Origin of the sequence: Paenibacillus sp. A14 (assembly GCF_036864815.1) — a bacterium.
Classification (GTDB): domain Bacteria; phylum Bacillota; class Bacilli; order Paenibacillales; family Paenibacillaceae; genus Fontibacillus; species Fontibacillus sanfengchensis.
The window spans coordinates 287,094-301,867 of sequence record NZ_JBAGJD010000002.1 but is presented as its reverse complement, the minus strand read 5'-3'; the positions used below and the strand labels follow the sequence as shown (position 1 = coordinate 301,867).

13 protein-coding genes are annotated in these 14,774 nt (G+C 57.9%); 11 read left to right on the top strand and 2 right to left on the bottom strand.

Going from position 1 to position 14,774, the window contains the following annotated elements; translation table 11 throughout:
* Positions 1–123: 123 nt before the first annotated feature.
* Together V4U88_RS05800 and V4U88_RS05795 are read left to right on the top strand one after the other, a co-directional pair.
* Positions 124–654, top strand: coding sequence for a hypothetical protein (locus V4U88_RS05800; protein ID WP_334072316.1), 531 nt, complete (start codon positions 124–126; stop codon positions 652–654).
* A gap of 147 nt (positions 655–801) precedes the next feature.
* Entirely contained in the window at positions 802–2,196 is a 1,395-nt protein-coding gene (locus tag V4U88_RS05795) for a diguanylate cyclase domain-containing protein (protein WP_334072315.1), read from the top strand.
* Here the strand turns inward: V4U88_RS05795 and V4U88_RS05790 are convergent.
* The gene (locus tag V4U88_RS05790; protein WP_334072314.1) at positions 2,186–3,106 is read right to left on the bottom strand and encodes a GNAT family N-acetyltransferase; all 921 of its coding nucleotides are present in this window, start codon (positions 3,104–3,106) and stop codon (positions 2,186–2,188) included. The two genes, V4U88_RS05795 and V4U88_RS05790, sit on opposite strands and share 11 nt — an antisense overlap.
* Complete coding sequence (locus V4U88_RS05785) at positions 3,103–4,074, bottom strand: GNAT family N-acetyltransferase (RefSeq protein ID WP_334072313.1); 972 nt, start codon at positions 4,072–4,074, stop codon at positions 3,103–3,105. Before V4U88_RS05785 ends, V4U88_RS05790 begins: the two co-directional genes overlap by 4 nt.
* 156 nt (positions 4,075–4,230) lie before the next feature.
* On the opposite strand from V4U88_RS05785, the gene V4U88_RS05780 reads away from it, so the two are divergent.
* The 9 genes from V4U88_RS05780 to V4U88_RS05740 all read left to right on the top strand — a co-directional run bounded on the left by V4U88_RS05780 (position 4,231) and on the right by V4U88_RS05740 (position 14,518).
* Positions 4,231–5,412: a glycosyltransferase family 4 protein gene (locus V4U88_RS05780; RefSeq protein ID WP_334072312.1), complete on the top strand. Its 1,182-nt coding sequence runs from the start codon at positions 4,231–4,233 to the stop codon at positions 5,410–5,412.
* Complete coding sequence (wecB, locus tag V4U88_RS05775) at positions 5,409–6,482, top strand: non-hydrolyzing UDP-N-acetylglucosamine 2-epimerase (RefSeq protein WP_334072311.1); 1,074 nt, start codon at positions 5,409–5,411, stop codon at positions 6,480–6,482. Before V4U88_RS05780 ends, wecB begins: the two co-directional genes overlap by 4 nt.
* Before the next feature lie 84 nt (positions 6,483–6,566).
* Entirely contained in the window at positions 6,567–7,256 is a 690-nt protein-coding gene (locus V4U88_RS05770) for a YveK family protein (protein WP_334072310.1), read from the top strand.
* Complete coding sequence (locus tag V4U88_RS05765) at positions 7,253–8,299, top strand: Gfo/Idh/MocA family protein (protein WP_334072309.1); 1,047 nt, start codon at positions 7,253–7,255, stop codon at positions 8,297–8,299. Before V4U88_RS05770 ends, V4U88_RS05765 begins: the two co-directional genes overlap by 4 nt.
* A 289-nt stretch (positions 8,300–8,588) precedes the next feature.
* On the top strand, positions 8,589–9,926 hold the full coding sequence (locus V4U88_RS05760) for a nucleotide sugar dehydrogenase (protein WP_334072308.1): 1,338 nt from the start codon (positions 8,589–8,591) through the stop codon (positions 9,924–9,926).
* A gap of 40 nt (positions 9,927–9,966) precedes the next feature.
* Positions 9,967–10,551 (top strand): acyltransferase, encoded by a 585-nt coding sequence (locus V4U88_RS05755; protein WP_334072307.1) that lies wholly within the window; start codon positions 9,967–9,969, stop codon positions 10,549–10,551.
* 4 nt (positions 10,552–10,555) lie between these two features.
* Positions 10,556–11,695 (top strand): DegT/DnrJ/EryC1/StrS family aminotransferase, encoded by a 1,140-nt coding sequence (locus tag V4U88_RS05750; RefSeq protein ID WP_334072306.1) that lies wholly within the window; start codon positions 10,556–10,558, stop codon positions 11,693–11,695.
* A gap of 19 nt (positions 11,696–11,714) precedes the next feature.
* Entirely contained in the window at positions 11,715–13,043 is a 1,329-nt protein-coding gene (locus tag V4U88_RS05745; protein WP_334072305.1) for a lipopolysaccharide biosynthesis protein, read from the top strand.
* A gap of 17 nt (positions 13,044–13,060) precedes the next feature.
* Positions 13,061–14,518, top strand: coding sequence for a polysaccharide deacetylase family protein (locus tag V4U88_RS05740; protein ID WP_334072304.1), 1,458 nt, complete (start codon positions 13,061–13,063; stop codon positions 14,516–14,518).
* Positions 14,519–14,774 lie beyond the last annotated feature (256 nt).

Below are 14,774 nucleotides of genomic sequence, written 5' to 3'. Positions count from 1 at the left end.
CTTTTCCTTCAGGGAAACCATATAATGAAAGTATAAATTTACCGGTGGTGTTTAAATCCTTCCGGGATGGTTATTTATACTTCATAGACGGTTATATCGGATTTCGAAAGGCGGGACGCTGAAATGAAAAAATGGATGAAGCTGTTGATCCCCCTGTTTCTTATCGTAATATTAACTTCGTTTACTACTACGTCCAGCTCTGGCGCAAGCCGGCAGGAAAGCGAACCTGCGGCGGCAGCTCCGGAAACGAGGCAGTTGACGGTTTATATCGAGGCTCTCAATACCCGCGCTGACGGGACCGAATTGACGGTCGACCCGATTGAGTGGTACACCGGGAAGGAAGCCGAGGCGGTGTTCGCCAAGCACGAACCGGACGCCGGTATTGACGGACCCCCGGACGGGTACTATATCGTCAATGAGGATGAGGCCCTGGAACATTTCACGGTAGCCAAGGACGCCAAAGTCCTTATGCAGATTTATGATCGGAGTGGAGACCCCGCGGATGCCGATATCGTGTGGAACGAGCCGGTGAGCTTGAACAAATTCACGAGTCTGTTCCGGGGCGCCCAGGTGCTTGATCCGCAAGTGTTCCCTTATCATTTGAGTATCGAGAATGGTGTGGTCACCCAAATTGTTCAGCAATATGTGCCTTAACAGCAAGGACCGGATGTTGATCCGGTCTTTTTTGTTACCGTATATTAATTTTTTTCAGGAAACAGTACCCTTATAATTCCCAAAGGTGTAATATGAAAGAAAGTGAATCTAGTTCTTTATAACTATTTTTTGGAGAGCGTGGATTAAATGAACAGGTTGCAAGAAATTCACCAGCGGAACGTACTTGTGGTAAAGCTGTTGTGGAGCTTCTATGGCATTGCACTCGCGGTAAATCTGATTGTGGACAAAAGCATAGATGCCATCCATCCCCTGGTAGGTCTGCTGATCGGCTTGATTATGCTGTTGCTTGTGAACAGCCGCCGTGTCCCGGAAATCGTCATGCTGCTGATGATAGCTTCCCTCTACGTGTTTTTTGTGAGTCAGGCCATAAATTCCCCGTACTCGTTCAACTATATTTTTCTCGGACTTGTGCCGCTATTTGTCCTCCTGTACCTGGATCTGAGAGCGGTCTTGCTGTCGGGAGGCTTGTATCTGGTGAGTGCGGCTTATTTGTTCATCCGGTTTCGGGATAAGATGTTTCCGGAAGCCGCCGCCAGTGACGTCATCTATGTCATTATCTTCGGGGCGTTTACCACCGCGTTTTCTTTCTTGTTCACCCGGTATACGAAGTCGCTATGGCTGAAGGCGGAGAAGAATGGGATTCAACTGAACAATATTTTGGAGAACGTCAAAATCGCCACCTGGTCTTTCGACTTAAGCATAGGTGTGATGACACTGTCGGATGGAATCGTTCACATTACCGGTTGGCCGCCGGAGGCGTTTAAAGGGGACTATCATTTGCTGACCGGCTTGGTCTTGCCCGCGGACAAGCCGCGGATCATGCAGGCCCAGAAAGAAATGGTGCTGGATAAACGAAGCGTGAATCTGGAATGCCGGATTTACGATAAAGACGGGGAGTACCGCTGGACGCAAATCCGGGGAACCCCGCTCTTTAATGAACTGGGGCATCTGGAAAGGCTGGAGGGAGTCATCATTGACATCACCGAGCGCAAAAGGCTGGAGGAGCAGGTGGAATACCTGGCCTATCATGATGAGTTGACGGGACTCCCCAACCGGGCACTCTTTCAAATGCGGTTCGATCAATACGTGCATGACGGGATGACTCCGCTGACGATTATGTTTATCGATCTGGATAACTTTAAGGAGGTTAATGACGCTTTCGGCCATACCGCGGGGGATTTATTGCTCAAGGAAACCGCCGGGAGACTGTGCAGCCATATTCGGGATAGTGACACGGTCTGCCGGCTTGGAGGGGATGAGTTCCTGGTCCTGCTCTCGGCCAGTGATCAAAGGCACGCTTCCAAAGTCGCCGAGCGGATTATCGGCAGCTTGTCTGAGCCGTACTACTATCAGGGATATCCGCTGGTGACCACGCCGAGCATCGGCATTTGTGTTTACGATGGAGGCCCGGGCGATCTGGACCGGCTGATTCGCGAAGCGGACGAAGCGATGTATGAAGCAAAACGGGAAGGACGCAATCAGTATTACGTTCATCCGTCATCGCTCGAGGTCACGGTCTGATCCCCCTTGAGAATTGCAGCCAATCCCGGCCGGCCCGCAGCACGTCCTTTAAGCCCGGTTTGCGAATGACGTAATAGGGCAGCAATTCTCCGCCCCATTCCGCCTTGGCCTCGGAGACGGAAGATAGGTTGGCCCCCGTAAAATCAAACCGCTCTACGCCGGCGGCGGCAAGGTCCTCGAATTCATGGAGCTGAACCTGTTGGACGACGCCGTTCGAAAGATGGGCGGTCTTGGTGCCGGCGATCCAGCCGATCGCCGAAGCAGGGTGCAGCAGCAGGGAAATGTTGACACTGACCGGTTCTCCGTCTTTGGAGTAACAAATATAGCAACGAAAGGCATGGTCTCCCATCAAATCGCGAGCGAGCTCCAGGTCCGCTGCGCTGAGCCGATGGCTGAAGCCCTGCCTTTTTTCGGTTTGAATCAGACACTGGTAGGCATGCGACATATTGTCCGATCTTTCGGTTCGATAGCCGGCAGCTTCCGCCTTGCGGATCTTGTTGCGGATCGCCTTGCTGGCGAGGTCCAAGGAATAAGGGACGTTAACGCAATACGTATATTTCACTTCCGCCTTCAGCCCCCGCCACAGAAAAGGACGGACATCGTCCATCTCCGGCGGGAGGTGAAAAAGGACCGGCCCCCGAACCTCCTGCAGCCGATCCATCAGCAAACCGGCAATCTCATGCCACTGCTTGTTGATACGGAAAGGCTTTTGACTGGGAGTAGCCAGAAACACCAACGGGTGGTACGGATTTTGCGGCGGGAGCATGAACCGGCCTCCGGCATTGAAAAAGAACAGACACTCTCCTCGCGCCTCGGACCGCCCGGCCTGCAGCCGCACATGCTCCACCTTGCAGCCCCATTTGCGACGATTGAATTCCCCCCACTGACTTAAAGCTGTATGATCCATCATCCTCTTGCTCTGAAACTCCCTTCTTCCTGAAAAATAGCAAGCCGTTTTCTCCGGTTGAAGCGCAACCAATCCAGGCTTGTACGAGCCAGCTCTTTGAATACCGGAATCCGTACCTGATAGTAGGGCACGAGTTCTCCTCCCCAACCGGATTTCGAGCGGGCGACGGACGGCAGATTGGCTCCCACTAAATCGATGTCCTTCAGACCCGCTGCGGCCAGATCGTCGAACACAACATGCTGGGACAGCTGGACCACGCCATGCGACAAATACTCGGTTTTACTGCCCGCGATCCAGAACAAGGCCCGGCGTCCGTCCAAAATCAGGATAACGCTGGCGGTAACCGGTTCACCGCTTGGACTGTAACAGACATAACAACGAAGACCCGCGTTGCCGAGAAGCCGCTGCGCCAATTGCAAGTCTTCCAGGCTCAGCCGGTGGCTGAAGCCTTTTCGCGTTTCCGTTTCGAGCAGGCAGGCGTACACTTCCTCCATATTTTGGGTCAAACGGCAGCGGTATCCTTCTTGGACCGCCTTTTTAATTCGGTTGCGTATGCCGGGACTGGCCTGGTCCAGGGAATGGGGAAGCCGGATTTGATAGGTATACTTCACGTTGGCCTTAAACCCCCTCCACAAAAATGGGCGGATATCCCGGATGTCCGGCGGGAAGCAGAATGCCGCGCTTCCCCCATGCCGGAGCAATTCCCCGATCATCACCTCGGCGGTTTGATGCCACTGCCGGTTCAAACGGTAGGGTTTGTCCGTCGACGTAGGCTGAAACACGGTCGGATGGAATGGATTGAGCGGAGGGAGGCAGATTTTTCCCCGTTTGTTCAGAAAAAAGAGACTTTCGATATACGCCTCGGAATCCTCGCGTTGAAATCTCATGATTTTCGCTTCACAGCCCCATTTGATCCGGTTGAATTCCGCCCAAGGCTCCAGGCCATGCGATACAGGCTGAAGCTGATCCATAATTCCCCTCCTAAAAATCAAGTTCTAAGATGCCGCAAACATCATCTACTAGTGTTATAGAGCATTTCGAACTGGCTGTTATAGTATATTTTCTCTTTTTCATTGTATGAGTAGTTCTGGAGAAACCCTTGATTTTTTCCGAAGTGGAGGATGGTTGTGCTGAAGAAAGTGTTGTTTTGCGCTACGGTGGTGTCCCACTTGACCCAGTTCCATACGCCTTATATGCGCTGGTTCAAGCAGCGGGGCTGGGAAGTCCATGCGGCGGCATGCGGGGAGGCGCCGGTTCCTTATGTGGATTGTCAATTCCCGCTGTCGATCGAACGTTCCCCGTTCAGGTGGAACAATTTAAAGGCTTATAAGGAGCTGTCCGATTTAATCGGGCGCCACGGCTACAGTGTTGTCCACTGCCACACGCCGATGGGAGGGGTTCTGGCGAGATTGGCGGCAAGGGAAGCGAGGCGGAGCGGAACGAAGGTGATTTATACCGCGCACGGCTTTCATTTTTTTGACGGGGCGCCAGCCGTGAACTGGCTGCTTTATTACCCGGTGGAAAAGCTGCTCTCCCGGTGGACGGATTGCCTGGTCACGATCAACGAGGAGGACTATCACCGGGCCATCCGGCGGAGGTTCAAAGCCAGGTCTATCGTTCACGTCCATGGGGTCGGCGTCGATTTCGGACGATTTAAGCCGGTGGACCGAAGGGGCAAGCAGCAGTTGCGATGGGAGCACCGCATCGGCCAGGACCGTTTTGTCCTGATTTATGCGGCCGAGCTGAGCAAGCGGAAGAATCAGGCTTTTCTGCTGCAAGCGGCGGCCAATCTGAAGAAACGGATCCCGGAGCTTTTGGTGCTGTTGGCCGGCCAGGGGGAACTGGAGGTCCCTTACAAGAAGCAGGCACAGCAATTGGGATTGACCGGGAATGTGGTGTTTTTGGGGCAGCGCAAGGACATGCCCAAGCTTTACGCCCTGGCTGACGTGGCGGTGACCACCAGCAAGCAGGAGGGGCTGCCCGTGAATGTGATGGAGGCCCTAGCCTCGGGACTACCCGTGGTAGCGACCGGGGTCCGGGGCAACCGGGATTTGGTGGATGACGGAATCAACGGGTATTTGGTGAAGCCGGGGGATACGGACGCGTTCGAGCAGCGAATCTGGGAGCTTTATGCGGATGCGAAGCTGCGGAAGAAACTGAACGGCAGAGAAAGGCTGCTCGGCAAGTATTCCGTGGCGCAGGTGCTGGAAGAGATGACATCCGTTTACCGGTCCGCCGGGGTAACCGGCGGCCACGAGGTGACGGAGGAGCCATCCGTTTACGGGGGACGAAAGGAGCTGAAAGGATGAAAACCGTAATGACCATCGTAGGCGCCAGGCCGCAATTCGTGAAGGCGGCGCCGGTGTCGCGGGAGCTTAGGAAGAGATGCCGCGAGGTGCTCGTACATACGGGACAGCATTACGATTACAGCATGGCGGGGGTATTCTTCGAAGAGCTGGAAATTCCGAAGCCGGATTACGACCTCGGCATCGGTTCCTCTTCGCATGGACGGCAGACCGGGGAAATGCTGATTTCACTGGAGGCGTTGATGCTGGAGACCGTCCCGGATGCCGTGTTGGTGTACGGCGATACGAACTCCACGCTGGCGGGGGCGCTTGCGGCAAGCAAGCTGCGGATTCCGCTGTTTCATGTGGAGGCGGGGCTGCGGAGCTATAACCGCGATATGCCCGAGGAGATCAACCGGGTCATGACGGACCACGTCTCCGCCTTGTTGTTCGCACCGACGGCGGCGGCGGTGAGTAACCTTCGGGCCGAGCGGGTGACGGAAGGCGTATACGAGGTGGGCGATGTTATGTATGACGCCGTGCTTTACAACGAACGCCTGGCCGCCGGGAAACACCGGCCCGAGGATTTCGGCGTTTCGGCCGGCGGTTACTATCTGGCCACGATCCACCGTCCCTCCAACACCGACGATCCCGTGCGGCTAAGGGCCATATTGCAAGCGCTGCGCAGCCTGGATTATCCGGTTTTGTTTCCGCTTCATCCCCGGACCGGCAAAATGCTGGAAGCGATGGGGGAGTCCGCCGAGCGACCGTCCGGGGGCAACCTTTTGTTCACCGAACCGTTGTCTTATCTCGAAATGCTGGCGCTGGAACGCCAGGCCAAGGCGATTATAACCGATTCCGGCGGGGTGCAGAAGGAGGCCTATTTCGCCAAAGTTCCCTGTTTTACGCTGCGTCCGGAGACGGAGTGGGTCGAGACGGTCGACTGCGGCTGGAATACGCTGGTGGACCCGCTCACGATGGATTTGGGGCGAATGATAGGAGATTACCGGCCCGGGTCCTATATCGAGAACTTGTATGGCGACGGTACCGCCTCTCTTCAAATTGCCGAGTTGATTCAACAATTTCATCAGTGACTCTTTTATATTGCAAAAGATTGAGAGGAAACCTCTTCTAATTGCCGCATTCCGGAAATATAGATAGTTTGAGGTGAGTGGGAAGTGGAGCTGAATGTTTTGTTGAAAACCGCCAGAAAACACGGGATCGCCGTGCTGATTACGCTGGCGCTATGCGTGGGGGGCGTTTTTTTGGCGAATGAGCTTGTCCGCCCGCAATATGAGGCCGCGGCAAGCTTGGTCGCCACGATTTCCTCATCTGAGTCGGGAACCTATAACGAGTTTTTGGCCAGCCAGATGCTGACCAAAACGTATGAGGACGCGATTCAAAGCCGTTTTGTGGCCAATGAGGCGAAGGCCAAGCTGCAAACGTCGGAATCCGCGTATGAGCTGTTGAAGCGGATCAAGGTGAGGACCGACCCGGGAACGCTGGTGCTGATGCTGTATGCGAGGCACGATAACCCGGAGGATGCCGTCACTATCGCCAACGCGTTTGCCGAATCATTCATCAGCAAGTCGACGGAAATCGTGCAGAGCGCCAATGTGACGGTATTGGATTATGCCAATCTGGAGGATGCGTCTATCCCGGTCAGCCCCAAAAAGCTGTTCAATCTGGCGATCGGCGGCTTCATCGGGATTTTCGCCTCGCTGAGCGTGGCGATGCTGCTGGAGAAACGGGACTCTTCGCGAAGGAAAAGACGGCGTAGGGGAAACCCGGATACAGGAGAACCGGCCCCGGTTTCGGCACCGGATCAGGCAGGGGAGATATCGAACAGAAACGAGGAAGCCGTATGAGAAAACTACCCGAATTCGAATCGGAACGGGAGCGGAAGCAAGCCGGGGAGGTCCGCTTCGCCATTGTGGGCTGCGGGCACATCGCCGGCAGGCATCTCGAAGCGATTCAGCATGCGGAAGGCGCAGCGCTTGCCGCCCTGTGCGACCCGAATCCGGCGCGGGTGTCCGCGCTGGCGGAGCGCTGGAACGTGCCTGCGTACGCGGGGATGGCGGAGATGCTGGAGCGGGAGCCGGACATCGATGTTGTATGCATTTGTACGCCGAGCGGGCTGCATGCCGAGCTGGCAATCGCCGCGGCCCGGGCCGGCAAGCATCTCGTCATCGAGAAGCCGCTCGCGCTCTGCGCGGAGGAAGCCGGGCGCATCGGGGAAGCTGCTGCGGCGGCCGGCGTCAAAGCTACGGTCGTCCATCCGAACCGTTACCGGCCGGCGATCCGCCATTTGAAGGAGGCGCTGGACCGCAAGGCGTTCGGCAAGCTGAGCCATGTGAACGCGACCGTCCGCTGGAACCGCAGTCAGGCTTACTATGATCAGGCGGCGTGGCGGGGGACGGTCGCGATGGACGGCGGCGTCCTGATGAATCAGGGCATTCACAGTCTGGATCTGCTCCTGTGGCTGTTCGGGCCCGTGGCCGAGGTGAGATCTTGGGTGGACACCCGAATCCGCAACATGGAGGCCGAGGATACCGCGATCGCGGCGCTAAAATTCGCGAACGGCACTTTAGGCGTCGTGGAGGCATGTACGACCGTTTACGAGCATAACCTGGAAGAAAGCTTGGCGGTGTTCGGCGAGAACGGATACGTCCTGATCGGCGGGCGGACCGCCAATTGGATCAAGGCATGGAACTGCGTCACGATGGCGGATGCAGAAATCGCCGGGATCATGGCCGAAGTGGAGGCCGACCCCTTTGGCGTGCCGGGGCATGAGCGGATTATCGCCGATATGGCGGAAGCGGTCCGAACGGGGCGGGAGCCGGCCATTACCCTGGAAGAGGGAGCCCGGGCGGTTCGGCTGGCATGGGATATCGTACAGAACGGAAGGTAGATGATGGCCGCTGCAGGGCCGGAGTCAAATTAACGGGAATCCCTCCCGTTAATTTGGTGCCTATGCGGCTGCAAAGGAAAATTAACTGGAAAACCTCCCGTTAATTCTTCTGGAATTGGGTATTTCGGCGGTTAGGGTCGCGAAATAGATGGAGTTATTCCAGCTAAATTGGATCCAAGGGACAAGAGTGGAAAATTAACGGGAGGTTTTCCCGTTAATAGGTGGTTAAGTGTTAGTTCAGCTTGCGCAGAAACTTAAGGGATAAGGGAAACGGAGGACGCAGTAGGAGATGAGCGGGCAAAAAGGAACGAAATCGGAGCACAGCACAACGTTAATGGAGAAACTGCATACCCGGACCGCCGTGATCGGGGTGATCGGGCTCGGCTACGTCGGCTTGCCGTTGGCGGTGGAGAAGGCCAAAGCCGGGTACCGGGTCATCGGCTTTGATGTCCAGGCGCAGAAGGTGGAGATGGTGAACCGCGGCTACAACTATATCGGGGATGTCGTGGATGATGACCTGCGGGAGATGGCGCGGAGCGGTCGGCTCCGGGCGACGGCCGACTACGCATTCCTCGGGGAGGCGGACACGGTGGCCATCTGCGTGCCGACGCCGCTGGACGTCTACCAGCAGCCGGATACCAGCTATGTCGAGAACTCGGCGCGGGAGGTCGCCCGCCACTTGCATCCGGGGATGCTGGTCGTGCTGGAAAGCACTACGTACCCCGGGACGACCGAGGAGTTGATCAAGCCGATTCTGGAATCGACCGGACTGGTGTGCGGGGAGGACTTTTTTTTGGCGTATTCCCCGGAGCGCATCGACCCCGGCAACACTTCGTTCAATACCAGGAACACCCCCAAGGTGGTCGGCGGGGTCACTCCCGCCTGCACGGAAGTCGCGGCGGAACTATATCGGCAGGTGCTGGATGGAGAGGTGCACCTCGTCTCCAGCCCGGCCGTGGCCGAGATGGAGAAAATTTACGAAAATACGTTCCGGCATATCAATATCGCCCTCGCCAACGAGATGGCGATTCTGTGCAACCGCATGGGCCTGAACGTCTGGGAAGTGATCGATGCCGCGAAGACAAAGCCCTACGGGTTCATGGCGTTTTATCCGGGGCCGGGCCTGGGCGGACATTGCATCCCGATCGATCCGTTCTATTTGACGTGGAAAGCCCGGCAGTACAACTATCACACCCGTCTGATCGAACTGGCTGGGGAGATCAACAACGCGATGCCGGAGTTCGTCGTCCACAAGATCGCGGAAATTCTCAATTTAGCCCGCAAGCCTTTGTATGGCTCCACAGTCTATCTGCTTGGCGTGGCGTACAAAAAGGATATCGTCGATTACCGGGAATCGCCGGTGCTGCAGATGATCCGGCTCTTGGAAGAACGGGGAGCCGAGGTGTGGATCAGTGATCCGCATATTCCGTCGTTCCGGTTTCGGGATCGAACGTACGAGTGCATCGAGATCACCGGAGAGGGGCTGGCGGACGCGGATATCACCGTGATCGCGACGGACCATTCCGCGTTTGATTATGAACGGATCGGCCGGCGGAGCCGCTGTCTGCTGGATACGCGCAACGCCATGAGCCGGTTTGCCAAGCCGGAAAACTATTATTTGCTCTAGCAAACGCAAAATATGTTTCATTAACGGAGGGGCAAAGATCATGGAAACCTATTATGCGCATCCCACCGCCGTCGTGGATGAAGGCGCCCGGGTCGGGGAAGGGACACGGGTGTGGCATTTCTGCCATGTTTCGGCGGGAGCGAAAATCGGGGCAGGCTGCAGCCTGGGCCAGAACGTGTATGTCGCTCCGAATGTGTCCATCGGTCAGGGCGTCAAAATTCAGAACAACGTGTCCGTGTACGAGGGGGTCGTATTGGAGGATTACGTATTCTGCGGACCGAGCATGGTCTTCACCAACGTACGCACGCCCCGCTCGGCATTTCCGCGCAACACGGCCGCGGATTACCGGCCGACCGTGGTCAAGCGCGGGGCGTCGATCGGAGCGAACGCGACGGTCGTCTGCGGCGTGACGATCGGCGAATCCGCCTTTGTGGCGGCGGGGGCCGTGGTCAACCGGGACGTTCCCGCTTATGCGATGGTAGCCGGTGTACCCGCCCGGCACCTGGGTTGGGTTTGCGAGTGCGGCCTAACGCTGGCTTTCCGCGATCGCAAGGCGGTATGTGCGGAGTGCGGAAGACAGTATGAACGGAATCAAGAGCTGGTCAGTAAAACGGAGGAAGGGTAGAGGGATGATGATGGAACGAGAAAACAAAGCGGGAGAAGCCAAGGGGAAAATTCCCGTCCTGGATATAGGCTGTGAGATTAGGGAGTTAAAGCCGCAGGTCATGAACGCGATCGAAAAGGTGCTGGACCGCGGCGCCTTTATTATGGGGGAGAACGTCAAGGCGTTCGAGCGGGAGGCGGCGGAGTATCTTGGCGCGGAGCATGCGGTCGCGCTGAACTCGGGAACCGATGCGCTCGTCATCGCCCTGCTGGCGGCGGGGATCGGCGAGGGCGATGAAGTGGTAACCACGCCGTTCACTTTTTTCGCCACGGCGGAGGCGATCAGCCGGGTCGGGGCCGTTCCGGTGTTCGTCGATGTGGAGCCGGACACCTTCAACCTGGACCCGAGCCGTCTGGAGACGGTGCTGACGGCCAAGACGAAAGCGGTGATTCCGGTGCATCTGTTCGGCCACGCCGTCGATATGGACCCGCTGCTGGAAATCGCCGGCCGTTACGATCTTAAGGTGATCGAAGACGTTGCCCAGGGATTCGGCGGCGAATACAAAAACCGGAAGCTCGGGACGCTGGGGGCCGCGGGATGCTATTCCTTTTTTCCGTCCAAAAACCTCGGCGCTTACGGGGACGGCGGCCTGCTGGTGACGAATGATCCCGACCTGGCCGAGCGGGCGGCCATGCTGCGGGCGCACGGATCCCGCAAAAAGTATTATAACGAGCTCATCGGATTCAACTCGCGTCTGGACGAGATCCAAGCGGCGATATTGCGAGTGAAGCTGCCGCGGATCGGGGAATGGAACGAAGGGCGGCGGCAGGCGGCCGAACGGTACAGCGCAACCTTGAGCGGTTTGACGGGAGTCACCCTGCCGGAGGAGAAGGCCTACGCCAAGCATGTGTATCACCAGTATACGCTGAGGATCGCGGACGGAAAGCGGGATGAACTGCGGGCCCGGCTGGAGGCGGAGGGCATCAGTTCGATCGTCTACTACCCTTTGCCCGTGCACAAGCTTCCGGTGTACGCTCCTTCCCTGTGGGATTTGCCCGTGGCGGAAGCGTTGGCCGGCGAAGTGCTGTCCATCCCGATCTGGCCGCAGATTGAAGCAGAAACCCAGCGTTGGATCAGCGAAAAAATAAGGCAGTCGCTGCGCTGATTCCCGGGACCGGTCGCCGATGCTGAATTACCTAAAAAACCTGACGAGGGACCATTTTTTCCGGAACGTCGTTGTCCTCGCCAGCGGGACGATCATCAGCCAAATCCTGATTCTCGCCACCTTGCCCATAATTACGCGTCTTTACAATCCTGCGGAATACGGCGTTTATTCCATGTATACCTCGATCATCTCCATCATGCTCATGCTCGTTTCGTTTTCCTATGAACAGGCCATAACCCTCCCGGAGGAGGATCGGGTCGCCAGCAGCCTGCTGAGCCTGTCCCTGCGCATCTGTGTGGCGGTGAGCCTGCTGGGCGGCGTCGGGGTTTACTTTCTGGCCGGTCCGCTGGCGGCGTGGGCGCACGAGCCCGACATTCGGGAGTATTTCGGCTTTTTTATCCTCAGCCTGTTCTTCGGCGGTTTTTATCAAATCCTGAACGGCTGGTCGATCCGAAAAAAATACTTCCGCCAACTCTCGCGGACCAAGTATACGCAGAGCTTCTCCCTGGTGTCCTCGCAGTTGCTGTTCAGCGGCTTGTTCAAGGGGCCGCTCGGCCTGATTCTCGGCGATGTGGCCGGCCGGCTCGGCGGTCTGGTCCCGCAGTGGCGGATTTGGCGGAAAGACGTGAAGCAAGACGCCCTGCACACGACCTGGAGCGATATCAAAGAGTCGGCTTACCGGTACCGGCGGTTTCCGATGCTGTCCCTGGCCTCCAACATGCTGAACAGCCTGGGCATCTATCTGCCGACGATCCTGCTGGCCGCCTTCTACGGGCCTCACGTCGCCGGATGGTTTGCCTTGGGGCAGCGGATTCTCGGGTCTCCGATGACGTTGATCACGTCTTCCGTCATGAACGTGTACCTGTCCGAATCCTCGCAGTACAGGCTGCATGCCCCCCACAAGCTGTATCCGCTGTTCAAACGGACGGTGCGCAACATTTTCCTGTTCGGTCTGCTGATCGTTCTGGTCATGGTTTTTATCGCCCCGTCCGCCTTTGCTTTCTTGTTCGGGCCGGAATGGGGCAATTCCGGTCAAATCGTCCGTTTGCTGGGCGTCATGTATTTGAGCCAGTTCGTGGCGAACGCCGTCGGAACGACGATCGACGTGATGGAGCGGCAGGACCTTCATTTATACCGGGAGATCGGACGGGTGATCATCGTGCTGGGCGCGCTGCTGCTGGCCCGGTATACCGGGCAGGGCGCTATGACGGCGGTGCTGTGGTTCAGTCTGGCGTCCACGCTGGGGTATATGCTGCATCTTTGGATGTCTTGGACCGCCGTGAAAAAATACCGGAATCTGCCGGCGGACCCGGAGCCCGGAAGCGAAGCCGGGGCGGAGGCCGGATAGGGACAGGGGGGATAACGATGCTGATGCTGCGCTGCCCGCGCTCCCGGCAGCCGGAGCGCGCCTATGCCGCGCGGGTGCTGCTGGAGGAACTGCTGGGCCTGCCCTTCGTTCTGGAATGGGAAGACAGGGACGATGTGGAACTGCGCGTGGCCGGAGCTTCGGCTCATGAGGCAAGACTGCTGCTTGCCGATGTACTGCTCGGGATGACGGAGCGAAAATGGTTGAGATCCGACTCGCTCCCCCGGGAGCCGCTGGCTCGGCTGGACGTGGAGGGCCTCGGAAGCTTGCCCGTAATCTACGGTGAACCCCTCGGGGGAGAGCGGGGGTGGCAACGGGCCGGAGGCGGCCCGGAGGCGGAAGGACAGCTGATCCGGGAGGAAGCGGGAGGCCGCGTGCTCCGCTGCGGGGTGGATTTGTTCGGCAGCAGTTTTTTTATGCTGACGCGCTATGAAGAGCTGGCTATTCCGGACCGTGACTACCATGGCCGCTTCCCGGTCCGGGCTTCCCTCGCTTTCCGCGAAGGCTTCCTCGACATCCCGGTCGTCAACGCATACGCCGAACTGCTGTGGAGCCTGCTGCTTCGCTTATGGCCGGGTTTGGAGGGGCTGCGCCGGCAGCGGCAGGTCCGGAAGGTGGTCAGCCACGATGTGGACCACCCCTTCTTTGCCCACCGGCGCCGCGGCCGGTTCAGCCTGCTCAAGGAGGCGGCCGCCGACGCGGTGAAGCGCCGGGACTTCGAGGCCGCCTGGAAGAAGAGCAGGCTGGTGCCCTGGGCCGCGGGCGGCGGCGACCGGGTCCGGGATATGGACCCGTATAACACGTTCCGCTGGCTGATGGAGCGGAGCGAGCGGGCCGGGGTGCGCAGCAGCTTTTACTTCATTCCGGAGCAGACCGACGCGCGCTATGATGAGGCTTATACGCTGAACGATCCGGAAATCGCCGGACTGCTGCGAACCATTCATGCGCGGGGACATGAGATCGGCCTCCACCCGGGGTACGGAACCTATTTGTCCCCGCCGGCCATCCGCCGGCAGTTTGAGCTGCTGCGGCAGGGGGCGGAAGCGGCCGGCGTGCGGCAGGACGCCTGGGGCGGACGCCAGCATTTCCTGCGCTGGCGGGCCCCCGATACCTGGCAGTCTTGGGAGGAAGCCGGCCTGGACTACGACAGCTCGCTCGGTTATCCCGACTCGCCGGGATTCCGCTGCGGGATCTGCCGGGAATATCCGGTTTTCAACCTGTTAACCCGGCAGATGTTGAAGCTGCGGGAACGTCCTCTGGTCGTGATGGAGCAGACCGTGCGGCATCCGGAGCATGGGGGGGACAGGTCCGAAGCGCGCGCTTTTGAGCAAATCCGCCGTTACTATCGGCAATGTGCCCGCTATGGAGGGGACTTCACCCTCCTGTGGCACAACAGCGAGCTGGTGCATGAAGCCGACCGCCGGCTGTACCGGAAGTGCCTGGATGAACTGAGTTAAGGAACGAATCCGGGTCCCAGGACAGGGGGAGGGCTGGGCGCCAATTAACGGGATTTCTTCCCGTTAATTGGATGTCTGCCCGGCAGTAGTGGGAGATTAGCTGGAAAACCTCCCGCTAATTCATCTGAAATAGGGAGTATCGGCGGTAAGGGTCGCATATTAGATGGAGTTTTTCCAGCTAAATCCGGTCCAAGGGCCCATAGGGATAAATTAACGGGAGGTTTTCCCGTTAATAAGCGGACAGCGATAATAATGG